Here is a 16,033-nt window from a genome sequence, read left to right as displayed (position 1 = left end):
GCCCGCAGAGGGGCCGGATTGCTGGGGTCTCGGGGCTGACAATGTCGTGAAACTGCAAGCCCGCCGCGGGCGGAAACCCGCCGTCAGCCGTGCGCCTTCTCCAGCGCCTGCTCCAGATCGGCAATCAGATCTTCGGCGTCTTCCAGCCCGACCGAGAGGCGCACCACGTTGGGCGCCGCCCCCGCCGCCGCCTGCTGCTCGGGGCTGAGCTGGCGGTGGGTGGTGGAGGCCGAATGGATCACGAGGCTGCGGGTGTCGCCAAGGTTGGCAACGTGGCTGAACAGCTCAAGGCTGTCCACGAACCGCACGCAGCCCTCGTATCCGCCCTTCAGCGCGATGGTGAACAGCGCGCCCGCGCCCTTGGGGCACACCGACTTGACCCGCCCGGCATAGGGCGACGAGGGCAGACCGGCGTAGGTCACGGCCTCGACATGGGGGTGGGTCTCCAGCCAGGTGGCCAGCTTCACCGCGTTCGCGACGTGGCGCTCCATCCGCAGGCTCAGGGTCTCGATGCCCATCAGCGTGTAATGCGCGCCCTGCGGGTTCATCGTCATGCCCAGATCCCGCAGCCCCACGGCAATGGAATGGAAGGTGAAGGCCAGCGGCCCGAAGGTCTCCGCAAACTTCAGCCCGTGGTAGGCCGGCTCGGGCTCCGACATCGACGGAAACTTGCCCGAAGCCGCCCAGTCGAAGGTGCCCGAGTCCACCACGCAGCCGCCGGTGACGGTGCCGTTGCCGGTCAGGTACTTGGTGGTCGAATGCACCACCAGCGTCGCCCCGTGCTCGATCGGGCGGCAGAGGTAGGGCGTGGCCGAGGTGTTGTCGACGATCAGCGGCAGGCCCACCTTCCTGGCCAGCTTGCCGATGGCCGGCAGGTCGGTGATGTAGCCGCCCGGGTTGGCCACGCTCTCGCAGAAGATCGCGCGGGTGTCGTCATCCACCGCCGCTTCCAGCGCCTCCAGATCGTCGAAATCCACGAACTTGGCCGACCAGCCAAAGCGCTTGATGGTCTGCGACATTTGCGTGACGGTCCCGCCGTAAAGCCTTGTCGACACGATCACATTCCGCCCCGGCGCCATCAGCGGAAACAGCGCCATGATCTGCGCCGCATGGCCCGAAGAGCAGCAGACCGCGCCCGCGCCGCCCTCCAGCGTGGCGATCCGCTCCTGCAGCACCGCCACCGTCGGGTTGGTCAGACGCGAGTAGATGTAGCCGACTTCCTGAAGGTTGAAGAGCGCGGCAGCGTGATCGGCATCGCGGAACACATAGGCGGTGCTCTGGTAGATCGGCGTCTGCCGGGCGCCGGTCGCCGGATCGGGGCGTGCGCCCGCGTGAATTTGCAGCGTGTCGAAGCCGTAGCTCATGGTCTGTCCTCCCGTTGGAAAATTCGTCGCCGCGACCCTAGGCCAGAGCCCCGGATCGGGCAATCGGGGCGGGCGTGAAATCGCTGCATGAAGTTCATGCGCCAAGGAGGGACGGGGCCCGCGATTTGACACAAAGCGCCGATCCGGGTGACCTTGGGTCATTGTTCAATGCTTTTGCGCCGTCATCCACGGCCACGAGATTTCAGGAAAGGTATGTAATGAACACCCTCATGAAACTCCCCATCCTGCTCGGAACGGTCTCCATCCTGGCGGCCTGCGGCACGGGCACCGGCCTCGGCATCGCGCCGAAGTACGGCATCGAGCGCCCCGTGAAGGTTGAGAAGCTGCCCCCCGGCGAGGTCAAGATCGGCGCCCGCACCTTCAAGACCCGCCGCGAACGGGCGATCTATTCTGACGGCAAGAGCGAGGAGATCTGGGAACTCAACGCCACCGGCCAGTGGATCAAGTGTTTCTCCCCCACGCAGGCGGGCTGCGAGAAGGCCTACAACATCTATCTGCGCGGCGGGCAGGGCGGCGGCTACGGCTGAGGCGCGGTGCCGTCGCGCGGACCGGCAAGCCACAGCGCGTGGGCCCGAATATCCTCTGGCCAATGCGCCACCGCGCCCGCAAAGCCCTCTCCCGCGTAAAGCGCCCGCATCGCCTCTTCATAGCCCGGCAGGTCGCCGGCAATCGCGGTGCAAAAGGCATAGGTCGCATCGCGCCGCGCTGCCGGGTCGGGGCGGCGCATGGCCTCTTCCACCAACCGGCGCAGCACGGCCGATGATCCGCCGCGCTGGCGGCCAAGCCAGTCCCAATGGCGCGGCAGCAGCGTCACCTCGCGCGCCTGCACCCCCAGCTTGGGGCGGCCCCTCTTGCGCGGGGCAGGGGCGGGAGGCGCGGCCGACAGGTCAAGGTCGGTCTCCCGGCCCGTCTCGTCGCTGAACACCAGCAGCGCCGCCCCCGGGCCGTAGCCCATGGCAACCAGCGCGGCGGTGAGCGCCTCGCGGGAGGCGCAGGCCAGCTTCGTCGCGCCCTCGAAGGCGGTGAATGTCTCTTCCATCTCCATGACACCCTATTTACACCCGGGTAAAAAGATGTCAATCCACGCTGCCAGAAGGAGCCCCGCCATGCCCGACCGGATCGACAGACGCGCCGCCCGCACCGCCGCCAAGGAGGCCGCCGATGCATGGGTGATCTATGCCGCCCGCACCGGCGGCAAAACATGGGTCGGCGCCACGCCCAATCTTCCAGCCGCCGAAAACCGCCTGCGCTTCCAGCTTCGCATGGGCAGTTGCACGGTGGCAGGGATGCAGGCCGCCCACGACGGCACCCTCACGGTAGACACCCTCGAAGCGCTCGCGGCCGACCTCGGCCCGCTGGCCCGCGCCGACGCCGTCAAAGCCCGGCGCGCCGCATGGGCCACCCGCCTCGACGCCACCCCGATGCTGCGCTGACCCCATGGGGTGGGTGCACCCCACCCTCCGAACTCACCGCATCCAGAGGTTCTCGCGCTTCAGCCGGTTGCGGATCGCCTGCTCCTTGCGCGGCATCTGCGCCCGGTCGAACAGCGCCCGCGCCTTCTCGCCCTTGTTCTGAAAAATCAACCGCTTGAAGGGGTCATACTCCTTCAGAACCTTCTTCACCTTGTTGGGCGCCGTCACCGCGCCCAGGGCCTCCACCACCGCATCGGCCTCGCGGGCATAGAGCAGCGACATCACCCGCCAGTGGCAGGTCACATCGCCGTCCAGCCCGTCCAGCTCGGGGCCGGGCCGTCCGCCGCCGAAGGAATGGATCACCAGCGGCAGGGCAACCTGGTCGAGCCAGGGATCAAGCTCCTGACAGGCCAGCTCGTCGGGGCCGTCATCGCGGATCGCCAGCGCATACTCCTCGAACCGCCGGCCAAAACTCGGGCCGCAGGGGCCAAAGAACCACCCGGCGTTGAAATAGAGATAGCGCCGCCAGTATTCATCCGGCTGGCTGGTATCGAGGGTGCTCTCAAACTCCAGCCCGAACTTGTCGTAAAGGCTCTTCCAGATCCCGCCATAGCCGGGGCCATACAGCGGCACCTCCGGCCACGTGCCCTCGCGCCGCATCGAGGCGGCGGGGCGGTCGAAATCGATCTTCAGCGCCGAAAGCGCGCCCGTCACCAGCGTGTCGCTGTCAAAAAACACGAACGGCTCGCCCTCGGGCAATTCGCGCAGCGCCTCGATCTTGTTGCCATAGGGGTAGGCCTCGCCGAAATGGCGGCTCTCGAAGGGCACGATCTCCGCCCCCAGCTCCTCCTCCAAGAGCTTGCGCACCGCCGGCGAGGTGATGCGCGGGTCCTGCCCCCAGCGCGCGCCGGGCTGCGGCTCGGCCACAATGAGCCGCCCCTTGAAACCTGCATCGAAGTGCCGGAGCGAGGCCGCGAAAAGCGCCGCCTCATACTGCAACCGCCCACCCTGGGCGACGACGACGATGTTGAAGGCCTTTGATTTTTTGCGCTTCGTGGCCATACTGCTCCCGACCAAGATTTTTCCGGGCCCCGCATTTTCGGGGGCCACTATAGCCAAAGTCCATTTGTCGAAAAGGGAAATCCCCGATGCGTTTTCGCTCCATTGCCGCCGTCGCCGCAGCCACCAGCCTTCTGACCACAGGCCCGCTTGCCCTTCAGGCCGAAAACTTCACCACCGCCGAAGAGGTGCGCCCGATCCTCGAGTCGATCAAGGACAAGTGGATCGCCATCCGCGTCGAGGGCAGCGAAGACTATGTCTTCTTCACCCCGATCGTGTCCTGGCGTTGCGGCGTGCAGGCGGTGCAGTTCGGTTTCAACGACGAGCCGCCCACCCGTAAGCTGGAAATGGCCGACTGCCACACCGAGTTTTCCAACCCCAACGTCATGGTCGACACGGACCCGATCCCGCTGGTCAAGGCGCCTGCCAAATCGGTCGAGAGCGTGACCATCCGCATGATGTATGACGACGGCTCCCTGTCGGAATCCATCATCCCGCGCAAACAGGTGCTCATCCCCTAGCCGTTTGCGCCCTGCGCCCTATCATCCAGCCCCAACAGCAAAGGAGGGGCAGCAATGCGCTACGTTCACACCATGGTCCGCATCACCGACATCGACGAAAGCCTCGATTTCTGGTGCACCAAGTTCGGTCTCGAAGAGATCCGCCGGATCGACAACGAGAAGGGCAAGTTCACCCTGATCTTCCTCGCCGCGCCCAAGGATGCCGCCAGCGCCAAGGAAACGCGCGCGCCCGAGCTTGAGTTGACCTACAACTGGGGCAGCGACGAAAAGTACGAAACCGCCCGCGCCTGGGGCCATCTCGCCTACCGGGTCGATGACATCTACGCCACCTGCCAGAAGCTGATGGACGCCGGCGTGGTCATCAACCGACCCCCGCGCGATGGCTACATGGCCTTCGTCAAATCGCCCGACAACATCTCGATCGAGCTGATCCAGGAGGGCGATGCCCTCGCCCCCCAGGAGCCCTGGGCCTCGATGGAAAATACCGGCGACTGGTGAGCGCGCCCAAGTCCACCGCGCGTCTCGTCCTCGTTCTGGGAGACCAGCTGACCCCCTCCGTCGCCGCCCTCGCGGCGGCGGAGAAGGGCAGGGACGTGGTGGTCATGGCCGAGGTCGCGGCCGAAACCGACTATGTTCGCCACCACCCCAAGAAGATCGCGCTGATCTTCGCCGCCATGCGCAAGTTCGCCGCCCGTCTCTCGGAAGATGGCTGGCAGGTCGCCTACACCCGTCTGGATGATGACGAGAACGCCGGCTCCATCCCCGGCGAACTCCTCCGCCGCGCCGAGGAGCACGGCGCAGGCGAGGTGCTCGCCACCCGCCCCGGCGAATGGCGCCTGATCGAGGCGCTGGAAGATTGCCCGCTGGACGTGGAGCTGCTCGAAGACACCCGCTTCATCGCCAGCCACGACACCTTCGAGCGCTGGGCCAAGGACCGCAAGGCGCTGCGGATGGAGTATTTCTACCGCGAGATGCGCCGCAAGACCGGCCTGCTGATGGAGGGCGACAAGCCCGCCGGCGACAAGTGGAATTACGACCACGACAACCGCAAACCCGCCGAAGACGACCTCTTCCTGCCCAAGCCCCTCTGGTTCGAGCCCGACGAGACAACAGAGGAGGTGCTGAAGCTGGTCGAAGACCGCTTCGGGGCGAATTTCGGCAAGCTCCGTCCCTTCGGCTTTGCCACCACCGCCGAGCAGGCCGAAGAGGTGCTCACCCATTTCATCGAAAACGCGCTGGAGAACTTCGGCACCTATCAGGACGCCATGCTGCAAGGTCAGCGCTTCCTCTACCACGCCCTGATCTCCGCCTACCTCAACATCGGCCTGCTCGACCCGCTCGACGTGTGCCAGCGCGTCGAGGCCGCGTGGAAAGACGGCAAGGCCCCGATCAACGCCGCCGAGGGCTTCATCCGCCAGATCCTCGGCTGGCGCGAATACGTCCGCGGCATCTACTTCCACGAGGGGCCGGACTATGTGCGCCGCAACGCCCTGAACCACCAGCGCAGCCTGCCGCCGCTCTACTGGGGCGCAAAAACCCGCATGAACTGCCTCGCCCAGGCCGTCCGCCAGACCGAGGAAGAGGCCTACGCCCACCACATCCAGCGGCTGATGATCACCGGCAACTTCGCCCTGATCGCCCAGATCAATCCGGCGGAGGTGCACGAATGGTATCTCGAGGTCTACATCGACGCCTTCGAATGGGTCGAAGCCCCCAACACCCTCGGCATGAGCCAGTTCGCCGATGGTGGCGTGATCGCCTCCAAGCCCTATGTCTCTTCAGGCAACTACATCAACAAGATGTCCGACTACTGCGGCAGTTGCGACTATGCCGTGACAAAGAAAACCGGCGAGGGGGCCTGCCCCTTCAACCTGCTCTACTGGCATTTCCTGCTGCGACATCGCGACCGGTTTGAAGGCAACCCGCGCACGGCCCAGATGTACAGGACATGGGACAGGATGGAGGAGGCCCGGCGCGAGACCGTGCTGGGCGAGGCCGAAACCTTCCTCGACAAAATGAGCAAAGGCGAAACCGTATGACCGACCTGCACCAGCTCCTCGACACCCAGCGCAGCGCCTTCCTCGCCGCGCCCCCGCCCGAACTGGCCACGCGCCGGGCAGACCTGTCGCGGCTGGCCAAGGCGGTCTCGGCGCGCGCCGATGCGCTGGCGGCCGCGGCCAACGAAGATTTCGGCCGCCGCGCAAGCGACGAGACCAAGCTGATCGACCTCGTCCCCGCGATCAACACCATCACCTACCTCGACCGCCACCTGCGCCGCTTCATGGCGCCCGAGCGGCGGCGGGTGCATCCCGCGCTCTGGCCGGGCAAGGCACGGGTCCACTACCAGCCCAAGGGGGTGGTGGGCATCGTCTCGCCCTGGAACTACCCCTTCCTGCTGGCCCTCGCCCCGCTCGCCACGGCCCTCGCCGCCGGCAACCGGGTGATGCTGAAACCCTCCGAGTTCACCCCCGCCTGCAATGCCGCCCTGCGCGCCCTGCTCGAAGACCTGTTTCGCCCCGACCAGGTGGCCGTGGTCGAAGGCGGGCCCGAGGTGGGGGCCGCCTTCTCGGGCCTGCCCTTCGATCACCTCTTCTTCACCGGCGGCACCGAGGTGGGCCGCAAGGTGATGCAGGCGGCGAGCGCAAATCTCACGCCGGTGACGCTGGAACTGGGCGGCAAGAGCCCGGCGGTGATCGCGCCGGGGGCCGACATGGCCCAGGCCTGCGGCGCCATCGCCTTTGGCAAGCTGGTCAACGGCGGGCAGACCTGCATCGCACCCGACTACGCGCTGGTGCCGCGCGGCGAGGTCGAAGCTTTCTGCGCGGGCATGAGATCGGCCGCGCAGGCGCTCTACCCCGAGGGGCTGAACGACCCCAACTTCACCCTGCCGATCCACAGCCGCCACGCCGACCGCCTCGCCGCGCTGGCCGAGAAGGCAGAAGGGCAGGGCGCCCGCCGCCTGCCGCTCTTCGAGGGCGAGAACGCCCCGGCGCTGCTGCTGGAGGTGACGGAGGAGATGGAGGTGATGCAGGAGGAGATCTTCGGCCCGCTCCTGCCCGTGGTGCCCTATGACGGCATCGAAGAGGCCATCGCCCACATCAACGCCCGCCCCCGCCCGCTGGCGCTCTACCACTTCGGCCCCGACGATGCCGCCCGCGAGGCCGTGCTCACCCGCACCACCTCGGGCGGGGTCACGGTGAACGATACGCTGCTGCACATCGCGGTGGACGACATGCCCTTCGGCGGCATCGGCGCCTCGGGCATCGGTGCCTACCACGGGCCGGAGGGGTTCCGAACGATGAGCCACGCCAAATCGGTCTTCACCCAACGCCGCCCCAACGGCGCCCACCTGATCCGCCCGCCCTATGGCAAGTGGACCCGCCGGATCCTCGGGCACTTCCTGAATTGAACTCGTGTTCAATTGTGCGCCTGCGGCGCAAGTCTTTTATTTTGTGAGTATTTTCAGCAAGAAAATGCTCATGGAGTGGCAGGCAGGCAGGGGTCAGCGCGCCCAGTAGAGCCGCATCGGGTTGTCGATGAGGAGTTTGCGCTGCTGCTCTTCGGTGGGGGCGATGCGGGGGATGTAATCCACCAGTGCCCCGTCGTCGGGCATGTGGGTTTTCATGTTGGGATGGGGCCAGTCGGTGCCCCAGAGCACGCGGTCGGGGAAGCGCTCGACGATGGCCCGGCAGAAGGGCACCACATCGTCATACGGCGGGCCTTGCAGGCTCAGCCGCTCGGGGCAGGTGACCTTGCTCCAGATGTTCTCGTTGCGCTCCATCAGGCTGATGAACCGCTGGAAATCGGGGTGATCGACGCCCTTGGCCACATCGGGCCGCCCCATGTGATCGACCACCAGCACGGTCGGCAGGCTTTCGAGGAAGGGCACCAGCTCCTCGAGGTCGGCGGCCTCGAAGTAGACGACGATATGCCAGCCCAGCTCTTTGATCCGCTCGGCGATGCCGATGAAGACCTCCTTGGGCGTGGCATCCACCAGCCGCTTGACGAAGTTGAACCGCACGCCGCGCACGCCTGCCGCGTCCATCTCGGCCAGCTCCTCATCGCTCACATCGGGGCCGACAGAGGCGATGCCGCGGGCGAGATCTCCGGCGGCGCGGCAGGCATCCACCATCGCCCGGTTGTCCTTGCCGTGGCAGGTGGCCTGCACGATCACGTTGCGCGAGAAGCCGAGAAAGTCGCGCAATTCGAACAGCTTGTCCTTGCCCGCGTTGCAGGGCGTGTACTTGCGCTCGGGCGCAAAGGGGAAGTCGGGGGAGGGGCCGAACACGTGGCAATGGGCATCCACCGCCCCCTCGGGCAGCTTGAAATCGGGCGTCTTGGGATCGGGGTGAAACTCCAGCCAATCCGCGTCCATCACCTGTGCCTCGCTCATGCGAAAACCTCCCCGTCCATCAGTTTGCGCGCCGTCCGAAGGATCGCCGCCTCGGTTACGTCGCCGCCCTCGAGCGTGGCGACCACTGTCATCTCGCCGGTCGGATGCTCGACCGAAAGCGCCCGCTCGCGGCCTTCGCCGCGGTTGGCCAGATCATAGGCGGGCGAGCCCTCCGTCAGGCAGGCCGTGGCCACGCTGACCGCGCCCAGCACGCCGATTGTCTTGTGGCAGCGGTGCGGAATGAAGGTGCGGGTGGAGATCGCGCCCGCCTTGGGGGCGCTCACCATCGTCATCTTCGGCACCGATTTCTCGGCCACGTCGCCAAGGTTCATCAGCGGCCCCGCCTTGAGCCGGATCGCCTCCAGCTTCTTGCGCAGGCCCTCGTTGCCCTCGAGCTCCTCCGGCGTCTCCTCGCCGGTGATCCCCATGTCGGCGGCCCGCATCACCACGCAGGGCATGCCGTTGTCGATCAGGGTGCAGTCGACACCCTCGATCACGTCCATCGCATTGCCGGTGGGCAGCAGCGCGCCGCAGCTCGACCCGGCGGTATCCTTGAAGGCGATCGGCACGGCGGCGGCACTGCCCGGCACCCCGTCGATCCGGGCCTCGCCCCCGTAGTTCACCACGCCCCCCGGCGTGCTGACCCGCGCCACGGCGACCTGCCCGGTGTTCTCCATGTAGATCGCCACCGGCGTTTCGCCCTCCTGCGCCGTGACCAGCCCGCGCTCGATGGCGAAGGGGCCGACCCCGGCGAGGATGTTGCCGCAGTTCTGCGCGTCGGTGACGATGGGCTGGTCGACGAAGACCTGGAGGAAGAGATAGTCGACATCGACCCCCTCGCGCTCCGAGCGCTTCACCACCGCGACCTTGGAGGTCAGCGGATCGGTGCCGCCCATCCCGTCGATCTGGCGCGGATCGGGCGATCCCATGACCCGGAGCAGAAAGGCATCGCGACCCTCGGGCAGATCCTCGGCCAGAAAATATCCGCCCTTCGAGGTGCCGCCCCGCATCCACATGCATCTGATGCCATCAGTCATGGCCTTGCCTTTCTGCGCCTGCATAACGCTCGCACCGGGTCATGGAATATTTTACTTTCTGCACCTGCGGTATGCACAGGTTGTGTACGGGATGTGTACGGGTTGTGCCCGTGGTATCATGTTACCTTTCCGCGCCGCAGAGCGATTTGCTCAAACATATTTCAATCCGGCCTCGGCCAGACGTTCGCGCATCTTGTAGATGTCGAGCCCCAGCTCGCCGGCCTCGAACTTCGCCCGCTTGGCGGCCTCGTTGGCCTCCCGCGCGCGGGCCTTTTCCAGCACCTCGGCGGCCTCTTCGCGGCGCACCACGACCACGCCGTCATCATCGGCCACCAGCACGTCGCCGGGGTTGACCATGGCATCGGCGCAGACCACCGGCACGTTCACCGAACCGAGGGTTTCCTTGATGGTGCCCTGCGCGAAGACCGCCTTGGACCAGACCGGAAAACCCATTTCCGTCAGGTCTTTAACGTCCCTCACGCCCGCGTCGATCACCAGCCCCCGGCAGCCCCGCGCCTGGGCCGAGGTGGCCAGAAGGTCGCCGAAATAGCCCGCGTTGGAGGGGGTGATGGTGCCGAGGCAGAGGATGTCACCGGGCTGGATCTGCTCGATGGCGACATGGATCATCCAGTTGTCGCAGGGCGGGGCGAGGATGGTCACGGCAGAGCCGGCCACCCGCGCGCCGCTGTAGATCGGGCGCATGTGGGCGGCCAGAAGGCCCTTGCGCCCCTGCGCCTCATGCACCGTGGCCACGCCACATTCTGCAAGCCCGTCAATGACTTGAGGGTCAGCCCGCTCGATGTTCTGCACCACCAGCCCGGTGGTTCCCGGCTGGTAGGTCATTCGAGTTCATCCACGGTGCGCGGAAAGATCGACTGGAAGCCCTCGGCATAGCGGCAATCGCGCCCGCCAGACTGGCCGCCAGAGTTGCGGCGGAAGTGGTTGCCGCGGTTTTCGGCCACGTTCTCATAGAAGTGCCAGAGGTGCTCCTGCCCCTGCATGCACTGGATCGCGGCCCATTTCTTGTCCCAGACCTCGGTGATGTCGAGAAACACGTTGGGGCGCCATTCCATCTGCTCGGTCTGATGCGGCTCGAAGAGGTAGAGCTGCGGCGCGCCCAGCACCTTCTGGCCGGGGTTGTGGCCCCAGGCCTGCGCCACCATCCGGGCCTCCAGCGCAAAGTCGGTGGTGCGCATGTGGTCGGTGTTGTAGGGGTCCCATTTCGAGTGCGAAAACATGAACTTGGGCTGAACTTCGCGGATGATGTCGACCATCTGGTCGAGGGTCTCGCGGCCCAGATCCAGCGGGTAGTCGCCGCGATCCAGAAAGCGGATATCGTTGATCCCGAGGGCGGCGGCGGCGTTCTCTGCCTCTTCCTGCCGGGCGGCTTTCACCTTCTCCAGCGTCATGCCTTCCTGCTTCCAGAGCTTGGCGCTTTCGCCGCGCTCGCCGTAGCTGAGGCAGACCACCGTCACCTCGTAGCCCTTGGATTGGTGCAGGGCGATGGCGCCACCGGCCCGCCAGACGAAATCGGCCGAATGGGCGCTGATGACGAGCGCTGTCTTCTTGTCACTCATGGAAAGCATCCTCCTCTTGCCGGCCGGGAGTGGCCGCGCGTTGCCCCGGTTCTAGGCATCCGCCGGGCCTGCCGGAAATTCCAACCTTGGCCCAGCCGATTGATTCTTGCTATAGCTCTTGCACCCGCCCTGGCTGATGATGGTTGCCTGCCGCAATGGATTTTCCCAACATACGCCACCTCCAAGCGGTGGTGGAAACCGCGCGCCTCAGGCGGGTGGCGCTGGCCGCCGACATGGTGCATCTGAGCCAGCCTGCGGTAACCCATGCCATTGCCAAGATAGAGAAAAATCTGGGTGCCAAGCTGTTCGACCGTCGCCCCGACGGGATGTTCTGCACCCGCGCGGGGCAGCTCTTCCGGCGGCGGGCGGAGCGGATGATCGACCTGCTGCAGGAGGGGGCGGCGGAGGCGGCCCGCCGCGCCGGGCGTGATGAGAAATTCGCCGGGGAGGGCGCCGCCCGCAAGGATTTTCACGGCGCGCTGACCCCCGTGCACCTGCGGACCCTGCTCGCTATGGCCACCGCGGGCAACTACTCGCAGGCGGCGCGGGCGCTTGGTGTCTCGCAGCCTTCGGTGCATCGCGCCGCCAAGGATCTGCAGCGCTTGGCAGGCATCCGCTTCTTCGAGTCCAACCGTCGCGGCGTGGCGCTGACCCTCCCCGGGGAGCTTCTGGCGCGTCAGGCCCGCCTGGCGGCGGCCGAGCTTCAGCAGGCGGTCTACGAGATTGCAGAGGCGCAGGGCCGCGAGGCCACCCGCATCACGGTCGGGGCCATGCCGCTCGCCCGCACCGCCATCCTGCCCCAAGCCATCGACGACGTGATCGGCGCCTCGCCCGGCGCCCCCCAGATCCGCACCGTCGAAGGGCCGTATCCCGACCTTCTGAGGGCCCTGCGCTTCGGCGAGATCGACTTCATGATCGGGGCCATGCGCCAACCCTCTCCGGCTGACGACGTGGAGCAGGAGCCGCTGTTCGACGACCCGCTGTCGGTGGTGGTCAGCAAGACCCACCCGCTCGTCGGTCGGTCCAGCGTGAGCCTCGACGACACGCTCCAATACCCCTGGATCGCACCGCCCCTCGCAACGCCCGCGGGCAGCTACCTGTCGGAAACCCTGAAGATCCCGAGCCTGCCCGGCACCCCCGTCAAGATCGTGTCGTCATCGCTGGTGATGGTGCGCGGGCTGATGATGCGGGGTGACTACATCACCATCATGTCGCGGCGTCAGATCGCGCTGGAAGAAGAGTCGGGCGTGCTCACCACGCTTCCGATTCCGCTGGAGAACAACGAGCGCAGCATCGGCCTGACCTTCCGCAAGGGCTGGCACCCCACGCCCGCACAGGGCCGCCTCATCACTCGCCTGCGGGAGATTGGCGCCACGCTTTCAGAGGAGCCCCTATCCAAAATTTGAATTGCCCGCCCGGCTTTCGAATTTTTTGCGTCCCGCTTGTTGGGTTACACCGCAGCACGTCACGAGGAGGTGGCACGATGTCCGCCAATGCGCAGCTTTCAAACAGGATCAAACTCGCCATCCTCGGCTTTGGCGAGGCTGGCCAAGCCTTTGCCACCGGCTGGATCGGCGCCGGGCTGGACGCTGATCTCGCGGGCTTCGATATCAAGACGGATGCGCCTGCAACGGCTGATATAAAGAGAAATGATTACCAAAGAGTAGGGGTAGCGGGCGCTGACAGCCTCGCCGAGGCCGCAGGGCAGGCAACCGCCGTCTTCTCCCTCGTCACCGCCGACCAGGCCGAAGCCGCCGCAGCCGCGGCCGCCGACGTGCTCGCCCCGCAGACCTGGTTCTTCGATTGCAACTCCTGCTCCCCCGGCACCAAGCGCCGCAACGCCGACCTGTTGCAGGGCAGGGGCATTCGCTACGTCGACACCGCCGTCATGGCGCCGGTGCACCCCAAGCTGCACCGCACCCCGCTTCTGGTCTCGGGCCCCTGCGCCGACGAGGCCGCAGAGATGCTGCAAGCACTTGATATGGAGGCCAAAACCGCTGGCCCCGCCATTGGAACGGCCAGCGCCACCAAGATGATCCGCTCGGTCATGGTGAAGGGCATCGAGGCGCTGACACTCGAATGCGTGCTGGCCGGGCGCCGCGCCGGGGTCGATGAGGCGGTGATCGCCTCGCTCGACGCCTCCATGCCCGGCTGGACCTGGCCCGACCGCGCGGCTTACAACATGGAACGTTCCACAACCCACGGCCTGCGCCGGGCCGCCGAAATGCGCGAAGTCGCGCGGACGGTGGAAGAACTCGGATTGCCCTCGCAAATGTCTCGCGCCATCGTTGAATGGCAGCAGCGCGCCGGCGATCTGGCCCTCGACCTTGCCGGCGCCGGCCCAGATTACGCAACCCGCGCCGACCGTATCAACGCGGCGCTCTCGGAGGCCGAAAACGCCGCCGAACAGGGAGGACTCTCATGAGAGACGAAAAGGATTATGACGATATCCCGGGGACTTACGTCTTCGATGCCGACCGCTCGCGGGAGGGATATCACCTCAACCAGTTCTGCATTTCGCTGCGGACCGAGAAGGCCCGCGAAGCCTTCCGCTCCGACCCGGAGGCCTATCTGAAGGGCTTTCCGATGAGCGAAGACCAGAAACAGGCGATCCGTGATCGCGCCTGGAACCGGCTGCTCGAACTGGGCGGCAACATCTACTACACCAGCAAGCTGGCGGCCTTTGACGGGATCACCTTTCAGGACCTGGCCGCGATGATGACGGGCGTCAGCCGCGATGAATATCGCAACATGATGCTCCACGGCGGCCGGCCCATCGAGGGCAACCGCTCGAAATCTGAATGGGAGAAGAAATAATGGCGCGGATCACCGCAGGCGTGGGGTGCAGCCACGTGCCCGCCATCGGCGTGGCAATGGATCAGGGCATCACCCAGGAGCCCTATTGGAAGCCGCTCTTCGAGGGCTTCACCAAGAGCCGGGAATGGATGAAAGAGAACAAGCCCGATGTGATCTTTCTGGTCTACAACGACCATTGCACCGCCTTCGATGCATCCTGCATCCCCACCTTTGCATTGGGCTGTGCCGCCGAGTATCAGCCCGCTGACGAGGGCTGGGGCCCGCGCCCGGTGCCGGTGGTGAAGGGGCATCAAAAGCTCTCCAGCCATATCGCACAGTCGGTCATTCTCGACGAGTTCGACCTGACGATCATGAACGAGATGGAGGTCGATCACGGGCTGACCGTGCCGATGTCGGTCATGTTCGGCGAGCACGGCGTCGATGACGCATGGCCCTGTCCCGTGGTCCCACTCGCGGTGAACGTGGTGCAGTATCCCGCCCCCACCGGGCGGCGCTGCTACAACCTCGGCAAGGCCATCCGCCGCGCGATCGACAGCTACCCCGAAGACCTCAACGTGATGATCTTCGGCACCGGCGGCATGAGCCACCAGCTGCAGGCCGAGCGGGCCGGGCTGATCAACCCCGAGTGGGACAACAGGTTCCTCGACCACATGGCAAACGACCCCGAGGCTGCGGCCAACATCACCCACCTCGAGTACCTGCGCGAAACAGGCTCCGAAGGGATCGAAATGGTGATGTGGCTGGTCATGCGCGGGGCGCTCGACGAGAAGGTGACAGAGGTGCACCGGCATTATCACGTGCCCGCGTCGAACACCGCCGTTGGTCATATCATCTTGGAAAATCACGCTTAATTCAGCGGAAGGAAAGAAAATGCGCGTATGTGTGGCGGGGGCCTACGGGGCCTTCGGGATCAAGCACCTGGATGCCCTGGCGGCAATCGAGGACGTCGAAGTAACCAGCGTCATGGGGCCCACCCAGTCCAAGATCGACGCCCTCGCCGCCGAGCGCGGCATCGGCCATGCCTCGACCTCTCTGGATGAGTGCATCGCCCGCGATGACGTGGACGCGGTGATCCTCGCCACGCCCACGCAGCTCCACGCCGATCAGGGCGTGGCCTGCATGGAGGCCGGCAAGCACGTGCTCATCGAGATCCCGATGGCCGACACGCTCGAAGACAGCCGCCGCCTCGTGGAGAAGCAGAAGGAAACCGGCGTCGTGGCCATGGCCGGGCAGGTCCGCCGCTTCAACCCGTCCCACCAGTGGATTCACAACAAGATCGAGGCTGGGGAGCTGAAGGTCCAGCAGATGGACGTTCAAACCTACTTTTTCCGCCGCTCCAACATGAACGCCAAGGGAGAACCCCGGAGCTGGACTGATCACCTGCTCTGGCACCACGCCTGCCACACGGTCGACCTGTTCCAGTACCAGACCGGCGAGACCTGCTCGGAAGCCTTCGGCCTGCAAGGCCCGCACCACCCGGAGCTCGGCATCGCCATGGACATGTCGATCGGCATGAAGGTGCCCTCGGGCGCGATCTGCACCCTGAGCCTGTCGTTCAACAACGACGGCCCCCTCGGCACCTTCTTCCGCTACATCTGCGACAACGGCACCTACATCGCCCGCTACGACGACCTGTTCGACGGCAAGGAAAACCCGATTGATCTCAGCGACGTAGCCGTGTCGAACAACGGCATCGAGTTGATCGACCGTGAGTTCTTCGCCGCCATCCGCGAGAAGCGCGAGCCCAACGGGTCGGTGGCCTCGGCGCTGGCCGCGATGGAGACGCTGGACAAGATCGAAAAGAGCTTCGCCAGCTGATCCGCCGCAAGGCA

At 65.9% G+C, this 16,033-nt stretch carries 18 protein-coding genes; 11 read left to right on the top strand and 7 right to left on the bottom strand.

Features of this window, described 5'->3' with window-relative positions; translation table 11 throughout:
• Positions 1 to 83 precede the first annotated feature (83 nt).
• Positions 84 to 1,364 (bottom strand): O-acetylhomoserine aminocarboxypropyltransferase/cysteine synthase family protein, encoded by a 1,281-nt coding sequence (locus GTH22_RS09445; RefSeq protein WP_252944940.1) that lies wholly within the window; start codon positions 1,362 to 1,364, stop codon positions 84 to 86.
• Positions 1,365 to 1,594: 230 nt separating this feature from the next.
• On the opposite strand from GTH22_RS09445, the gene GTH22_RS09440 reads away from it, so the two are divergent.
• Positions 1,595 to 1,912: a hypothetical protein gene (locus GTH22_RS09440; RefSeq protein ID WP_252944939.1), complete on the top strand. Its 318-nt coding sequence runs from the start codon at positions 1,595 to 1,597 to the stop codon at positions 1,910 to 1,912.
• Here GTH22_RS09440 and GTH22_RS09435 read toward each other — a convergent pair.
• Positions 1,903 to 2,424 carry a DUF2239 family protein gene (locus GTH22_RS09435; protein ID WP_252944938.1) on the bottom strand — a complete coding sequence of 174 codons (522 nt, stop codon included), beginning with the start codon at positions 2,422 to 2,424 and terminating at the stop codon, positions 1,903 to 1,905. The two genes, GTH22_RS09440 and GTH22_RS09435, sit on opposite strands and share 10 nt — an antisense overlap.
• Positions 2,425 to 2,491: 67 nt before the next feature.
• Between GTH22_RS09435 and GTH22_RS09430 the strand changes: the two genes are divergently transcribed.
• The gene (locus tag GTH22_RS09430; RefSeq protein WP_252944937.1) at positions 2,492 to 2,818 is read left to right on the top strand and encodes a hypothetical protein; all 327 of its coding nucleotides are present in this window, start codon (positions 2,492 to 2,494) and stop codon (positions 2,816 to 2,818) included.
• A gap of 33 nt (positions 2,819 to 2,851) precedes the next feature.
• On the opposite strand, the gene GTH22_RS09425 is transcribed toward GTH22_RS09430, so the two are convergent.
• Positions 2,852 to 3,859: a hypothetical protein gene (locus tag GTH22_RS09425; protein WP_252944936.1), complete on the bottom strand. Its 1,008-nt coding sequence runs from the start codon at positions 3,857 to 3,859 to the stop codon at positions 2,852 to 2,854.
• Between the two features lie 86 nt (positions 3,860 to 3,945).
• Between GTH22_RS09425 and GTH22_RS09420 the strand changes: the two genes are divergently transcribed.
• Genes GTH22_RS09420 through GTH22_RS09405 form a run of 4 tightly spaced genes read left to right on the top strand, consistent with a single transcriptional unit; the run spans position 3,946 to position 7,786 of the window.
• A complete protein-coding gene (locus GTH22_RS09420) occupies positions 3,946 to 4,377 on the top strand; it encodes a hypothetical protein (protein ID WP_252944935.1) in 432 nt (143 codons plus the stop codon).
• Between the two features lie 54 nt (positions 4,378 to 4,431).
• Positions 4,432 to 4,875, top strand: coding sequence for a VOC family protein (locus GTH22_RS09415; RefSeq protein ID WP_252944934.1), 444 nt, complete (start codon positions 4,432 to 4,434; stop codon positions 4,873 to 4,875).
• Entirely contained in the window at positions 4,872 to 6,416 is a 1,545-nt protein-coding gene (locus tag GTH22_RS09410) for a cryptochrome/photolyase family protein (RefSeq protein WP_252944933.1), read from the top strand. The genes GTH22_RS09415 and GTH22_RS09410 overlap by 4 nt, the downstream gene beginning before the upstream one ends.
• Positions 6,413 to 7,786, top strand: coding sequence for an aldehyde dehydrogenase family protein (locus GTH22_RS09405; protein ID WP_252944932.1), 1,374 nt, complete (start codon positions 6,413 to 6,415; stop codon positions 7,784 to 7,786). Before GTH22_RS09410 ends, GTH22_RS09405 begins: the two co-directional genes overlap by 4 nt.
• A 93-nt stretch (positions 7,787 to 7,879) precedes the next feature.
• On the opposite strand, the gene GTH22_RS09400 is transcribed toward GTH22_RS09405, so the two are convergent.
• The 4 genes from GTH22_RS09400 to GTH22_RS09385 all read right to left on the bottom strand — a co-directional run bounded on the left by GTH22_RS09400 (position 7,880) and on the right by GTH22_RS09385 (position 11,384).
• Positions 7,880 to 8,770: an amidohydrolase family protein gene (locus tag GTH22_RS09400; protein WP_252944931.1), complete on the bottom strand. Its 891-nt coding sequence runs from the start codon at positions 8,768 to 8,770 to the stop codon at positions 7,880 to 7,882.
• Positions 8,767 to 9,807, bottom strand: a complete 1,041-nt coding sequence (locus GTH22_RS09395) for a 4-oxalomesaconate tautomerase (protein ID WP_252944930.1) — start codon at positions 9,805 to 9,807, stop codon at positions 8,767 to 8,769. The genes GTH22_RS09400 and GTH22_RS09395 overlap by 4 nt, the downstream gene beginning before the upstream one ends.
• Before the next feature lie 150 nt (positions 9,808 to 9,957).
• Positions 9,958 to 10,650, bottom strand: a complete 693-nt coding sequence (gene ligK, locus GTH22_RS09390) for a 4-carboxy-4-hydroxy-2-oxoadipate aldolase/oxaloacetate decarboxylase (protein ID WP_252944929.1) — start codon at positions 10,648 to 10,650, stop codon at positions 9,958 to 9,960.
• Positions 10,647 to 11,384 carry a PIG-L deacetylase family protein gene (locus GTH22_RS09385; RefSeq protein WP_252944928.1) on the bottom strand — a complete coding sequence of 246 codons (738 nt, stop codon included), beginning with the start codon at positions 11,382 to 11,384 and terminating at the stop codon, positions 10,647 to 10,649. Before GTH22_RS09385 ends, ligK begins: the two co-directional genes overlap by 4 nt.
• Positions 11,385 to 11,539: 155 nt before the next feature.
• On the opposite strand from GTH22_RS09385, the gene GTH22_RS09380 reads away from it, so the two are divergent.
• From GTH22_RS09380 to GTH22_RS09360, 5 genes are all read left to right on the top strand, one after another.
• Complete coding sequence (locus GTH22_RS09380; protein ID WP_252944927.1) at positions 11,540 to 12,790, top strand: LysR family transcriptional regulator; 1,251 nt, start codon at positions 11,540 to 11,542, stop codon at positions 12,788 to 12,790.
• 77 nt (positions 12,791 to 12,867) lie between these two features.
• Positions 12,868 to 13,809, top strand: a complete 942-nt coding sequence (locus GTH22_RS09375) for an NAD(P)-dependent oxidoreductase (protein WP_252944926.1) — start codon at positions 12,868 to 12,870, stop codon at positions 13,807 to 13,809.
• A complete protein-coding gene (gene ligA, locus GTH22_RS09370; RefSeq protein ID WP_252944925.1) occupies positions 13,806 to 14,201 on the top strand; it encodes a protocatechuate 4,5-dioxygenase subunit alpha in 396 nt (131 codons plus the stop codon). The genes GTH22_RS09375 and ligA overlap by 4 nt, the downstream gene beginning before the upstream one ends.
• The gene (locus tag GTH22_RS09365) at positions 14,201 to 15,052 is read left to right on the top strand and encodes a class III extradiol dioxygenase subunit beta (RefSeq protein WP_252944924.1); all 852 of its coding nucleotides are present in this window, start codon (positions 14,201 to 14,203) and stop codon (positions 15,050 to 15,052) included. The genes ligA and GTH22_RS09365 overlap by 1 nt, the downstream gene beginning before the upstream one ends.
• 19 nt (positions 15,053 to 15,071) lie before the next feature.
• Positions 15,072 to 16,019: a Gfo/Idh/MocA family oxidoreductase gene (locus GTH22_RS09360; RefSeq protein ID WP_252944923.1), complete on the top strand. Its 948-nt coding sequence runs from the start codon at positions 15,072 to 15,074 to the stop codon at positions 16,017 to 16,019.
• Positions 16,020 to 16,033: the final 14 nt, after the last annotated feature.

The organism is Oceanicola sp. 502str15, assembly GCF_024105635.1.
Classification (GTDB): domain Bacteria; phylum Pseudomonadota; class Alphaproteobacteria; order Rhodobacterales; family Rhodobacteraceae; genus Vannielia.
The sequence above is the reverse complement of the archived record's forward strand: the minus strand, read 5'-3'. Positions and strand labels throughout refer to the sequence as shown.

What these genes read in the sequence shown, in the direction of transcription:
- GTH22_RS09445 (WP_252944940.1), bottom strand. Translation starts at nt 1,364, where the DNA reads ATGAGCTACGGCTTCGACACGCTGCAAATTCACGCGGGCGCACGCCCC.
- GTH22_RS09440 (WP_252944939.1), top strand. Translation starts at nt 1,595, where the DNA reads ATGAAACTCCCCATCCTGCTCGGAACGGTCTCCATCCTGGCGGCCTGC.
- GTH22_RS09435 (WP_252944938.1), bottom strand. Translation starts at nt 2,424, where the DNA reads ATGGAAGAGACATTCACCGCCTTCGAGGGCGCGACGAAGCTGGCCTGC.
- GTH22_RS09430 (WP_252944937.1), top strand. Translation starts at nt 2,492, where the DNA reads ATGCCCGACCGGATCGACAGACGCGCCGCCCGCACCGCCGCCAAGGAG.
- GTH22_RS09425 (WP_252944936.1), bottom strand. Translation starts at nt 3,859, where the DNA reads ATGGCCACGAAGCGCAAAAAATCAAAGGCCTTCAACATCGTCGTCGTC.
- GTH22_RS09420 (WP_252944935.1), top strand. Translation starts at nt 3,946, where the DNA reads ATGCGTTTTCGCTCCATTGCCGCCGTCGCCGCAGCCACCAGCCTTCTG.
- GTH22_RS09415 (WP_252944934.1), top strand. Translation starts at nt 4,432, where the DNA reads ATGCGCTACGTTCACACCATGGTCCGCATCACCGACATCGACGAAAGC.
- GTH22_RS09405 (WP_252944932.1), top strand. Translation starts at nt 6,413, where the DNA reads ATGACCGACCTGCACCAGCTCCTCGACACCCAGCGCAGCGCCTTCCTC.
- GTH22_RS09400 (WP_252944931.1), bottom strand. Translation starts at nt 8,770, where the DNA reads ATGAGCGAGGCACAGGTGATGGACGCGGATTGGCTGGAGTTTCACCCC.
- GTH22_RS09395 (WP_252944930.1), bottom strand. Translation starts at nt 9,807, where the DNA reads ATGACTGATGGCATCAGATGCATGTGGATGCGGGGCGGCACCTCGAAG.
- ligK (WP_252944929.1), bottom strand. Translation starts at nt 10,650, where the DNA reads ATGACCTACCAGCCGGGAACCACCGGGCTGGTGGTGCAGAACATCGAG.
- GTH22_RS09385 (WP_252944928.1), bottom strand. Translation starts at nt 11,384, where the DNA reads ATGAGTGACAAGAAGACAGCGCTCGTCATCAGCGCCCATTCGGCCGAT.
- GTH22_RS09380 (WP_252944927.1), top strand. Translation starts at nt 11,540, where the DNA reads ATGGATTTTCCCAACATACGCCACCTCCAAGCGGTGGTGGAAACCGCG.
- GTH22_RS09375 (WP_252944926.1), top strand. Translation starts at nt 12,868, where the DNA reads ATGTCCGCCAATGCGCAGCTTTCAAACAGGATCAAACTCGCCATCCTC.
- ligA (WP_252944925.1), top strand. Translation starts at nt 13,806, where the DNA reads ATGAGAGACGAAAAGGATTATGACGATATCCCGGGGACTTACGTCTTC.
- GTH22_RS09365 (WP_252944924.1), top strand. Translation starts at nt 14,201, where the DNA reads ATGGCGCGGATCACCGCAGGCGTGGGGTGCAGCCACGTGCCCGCCATC.
- GTH22_RS09360 (WP_252944923.1), top strand. Translation starts at nt 15,072, where the DNA reads ATGCGCGTATGTGTGGCGGGGGCCTACGGGGCCTTCGGGATCAAGCAC.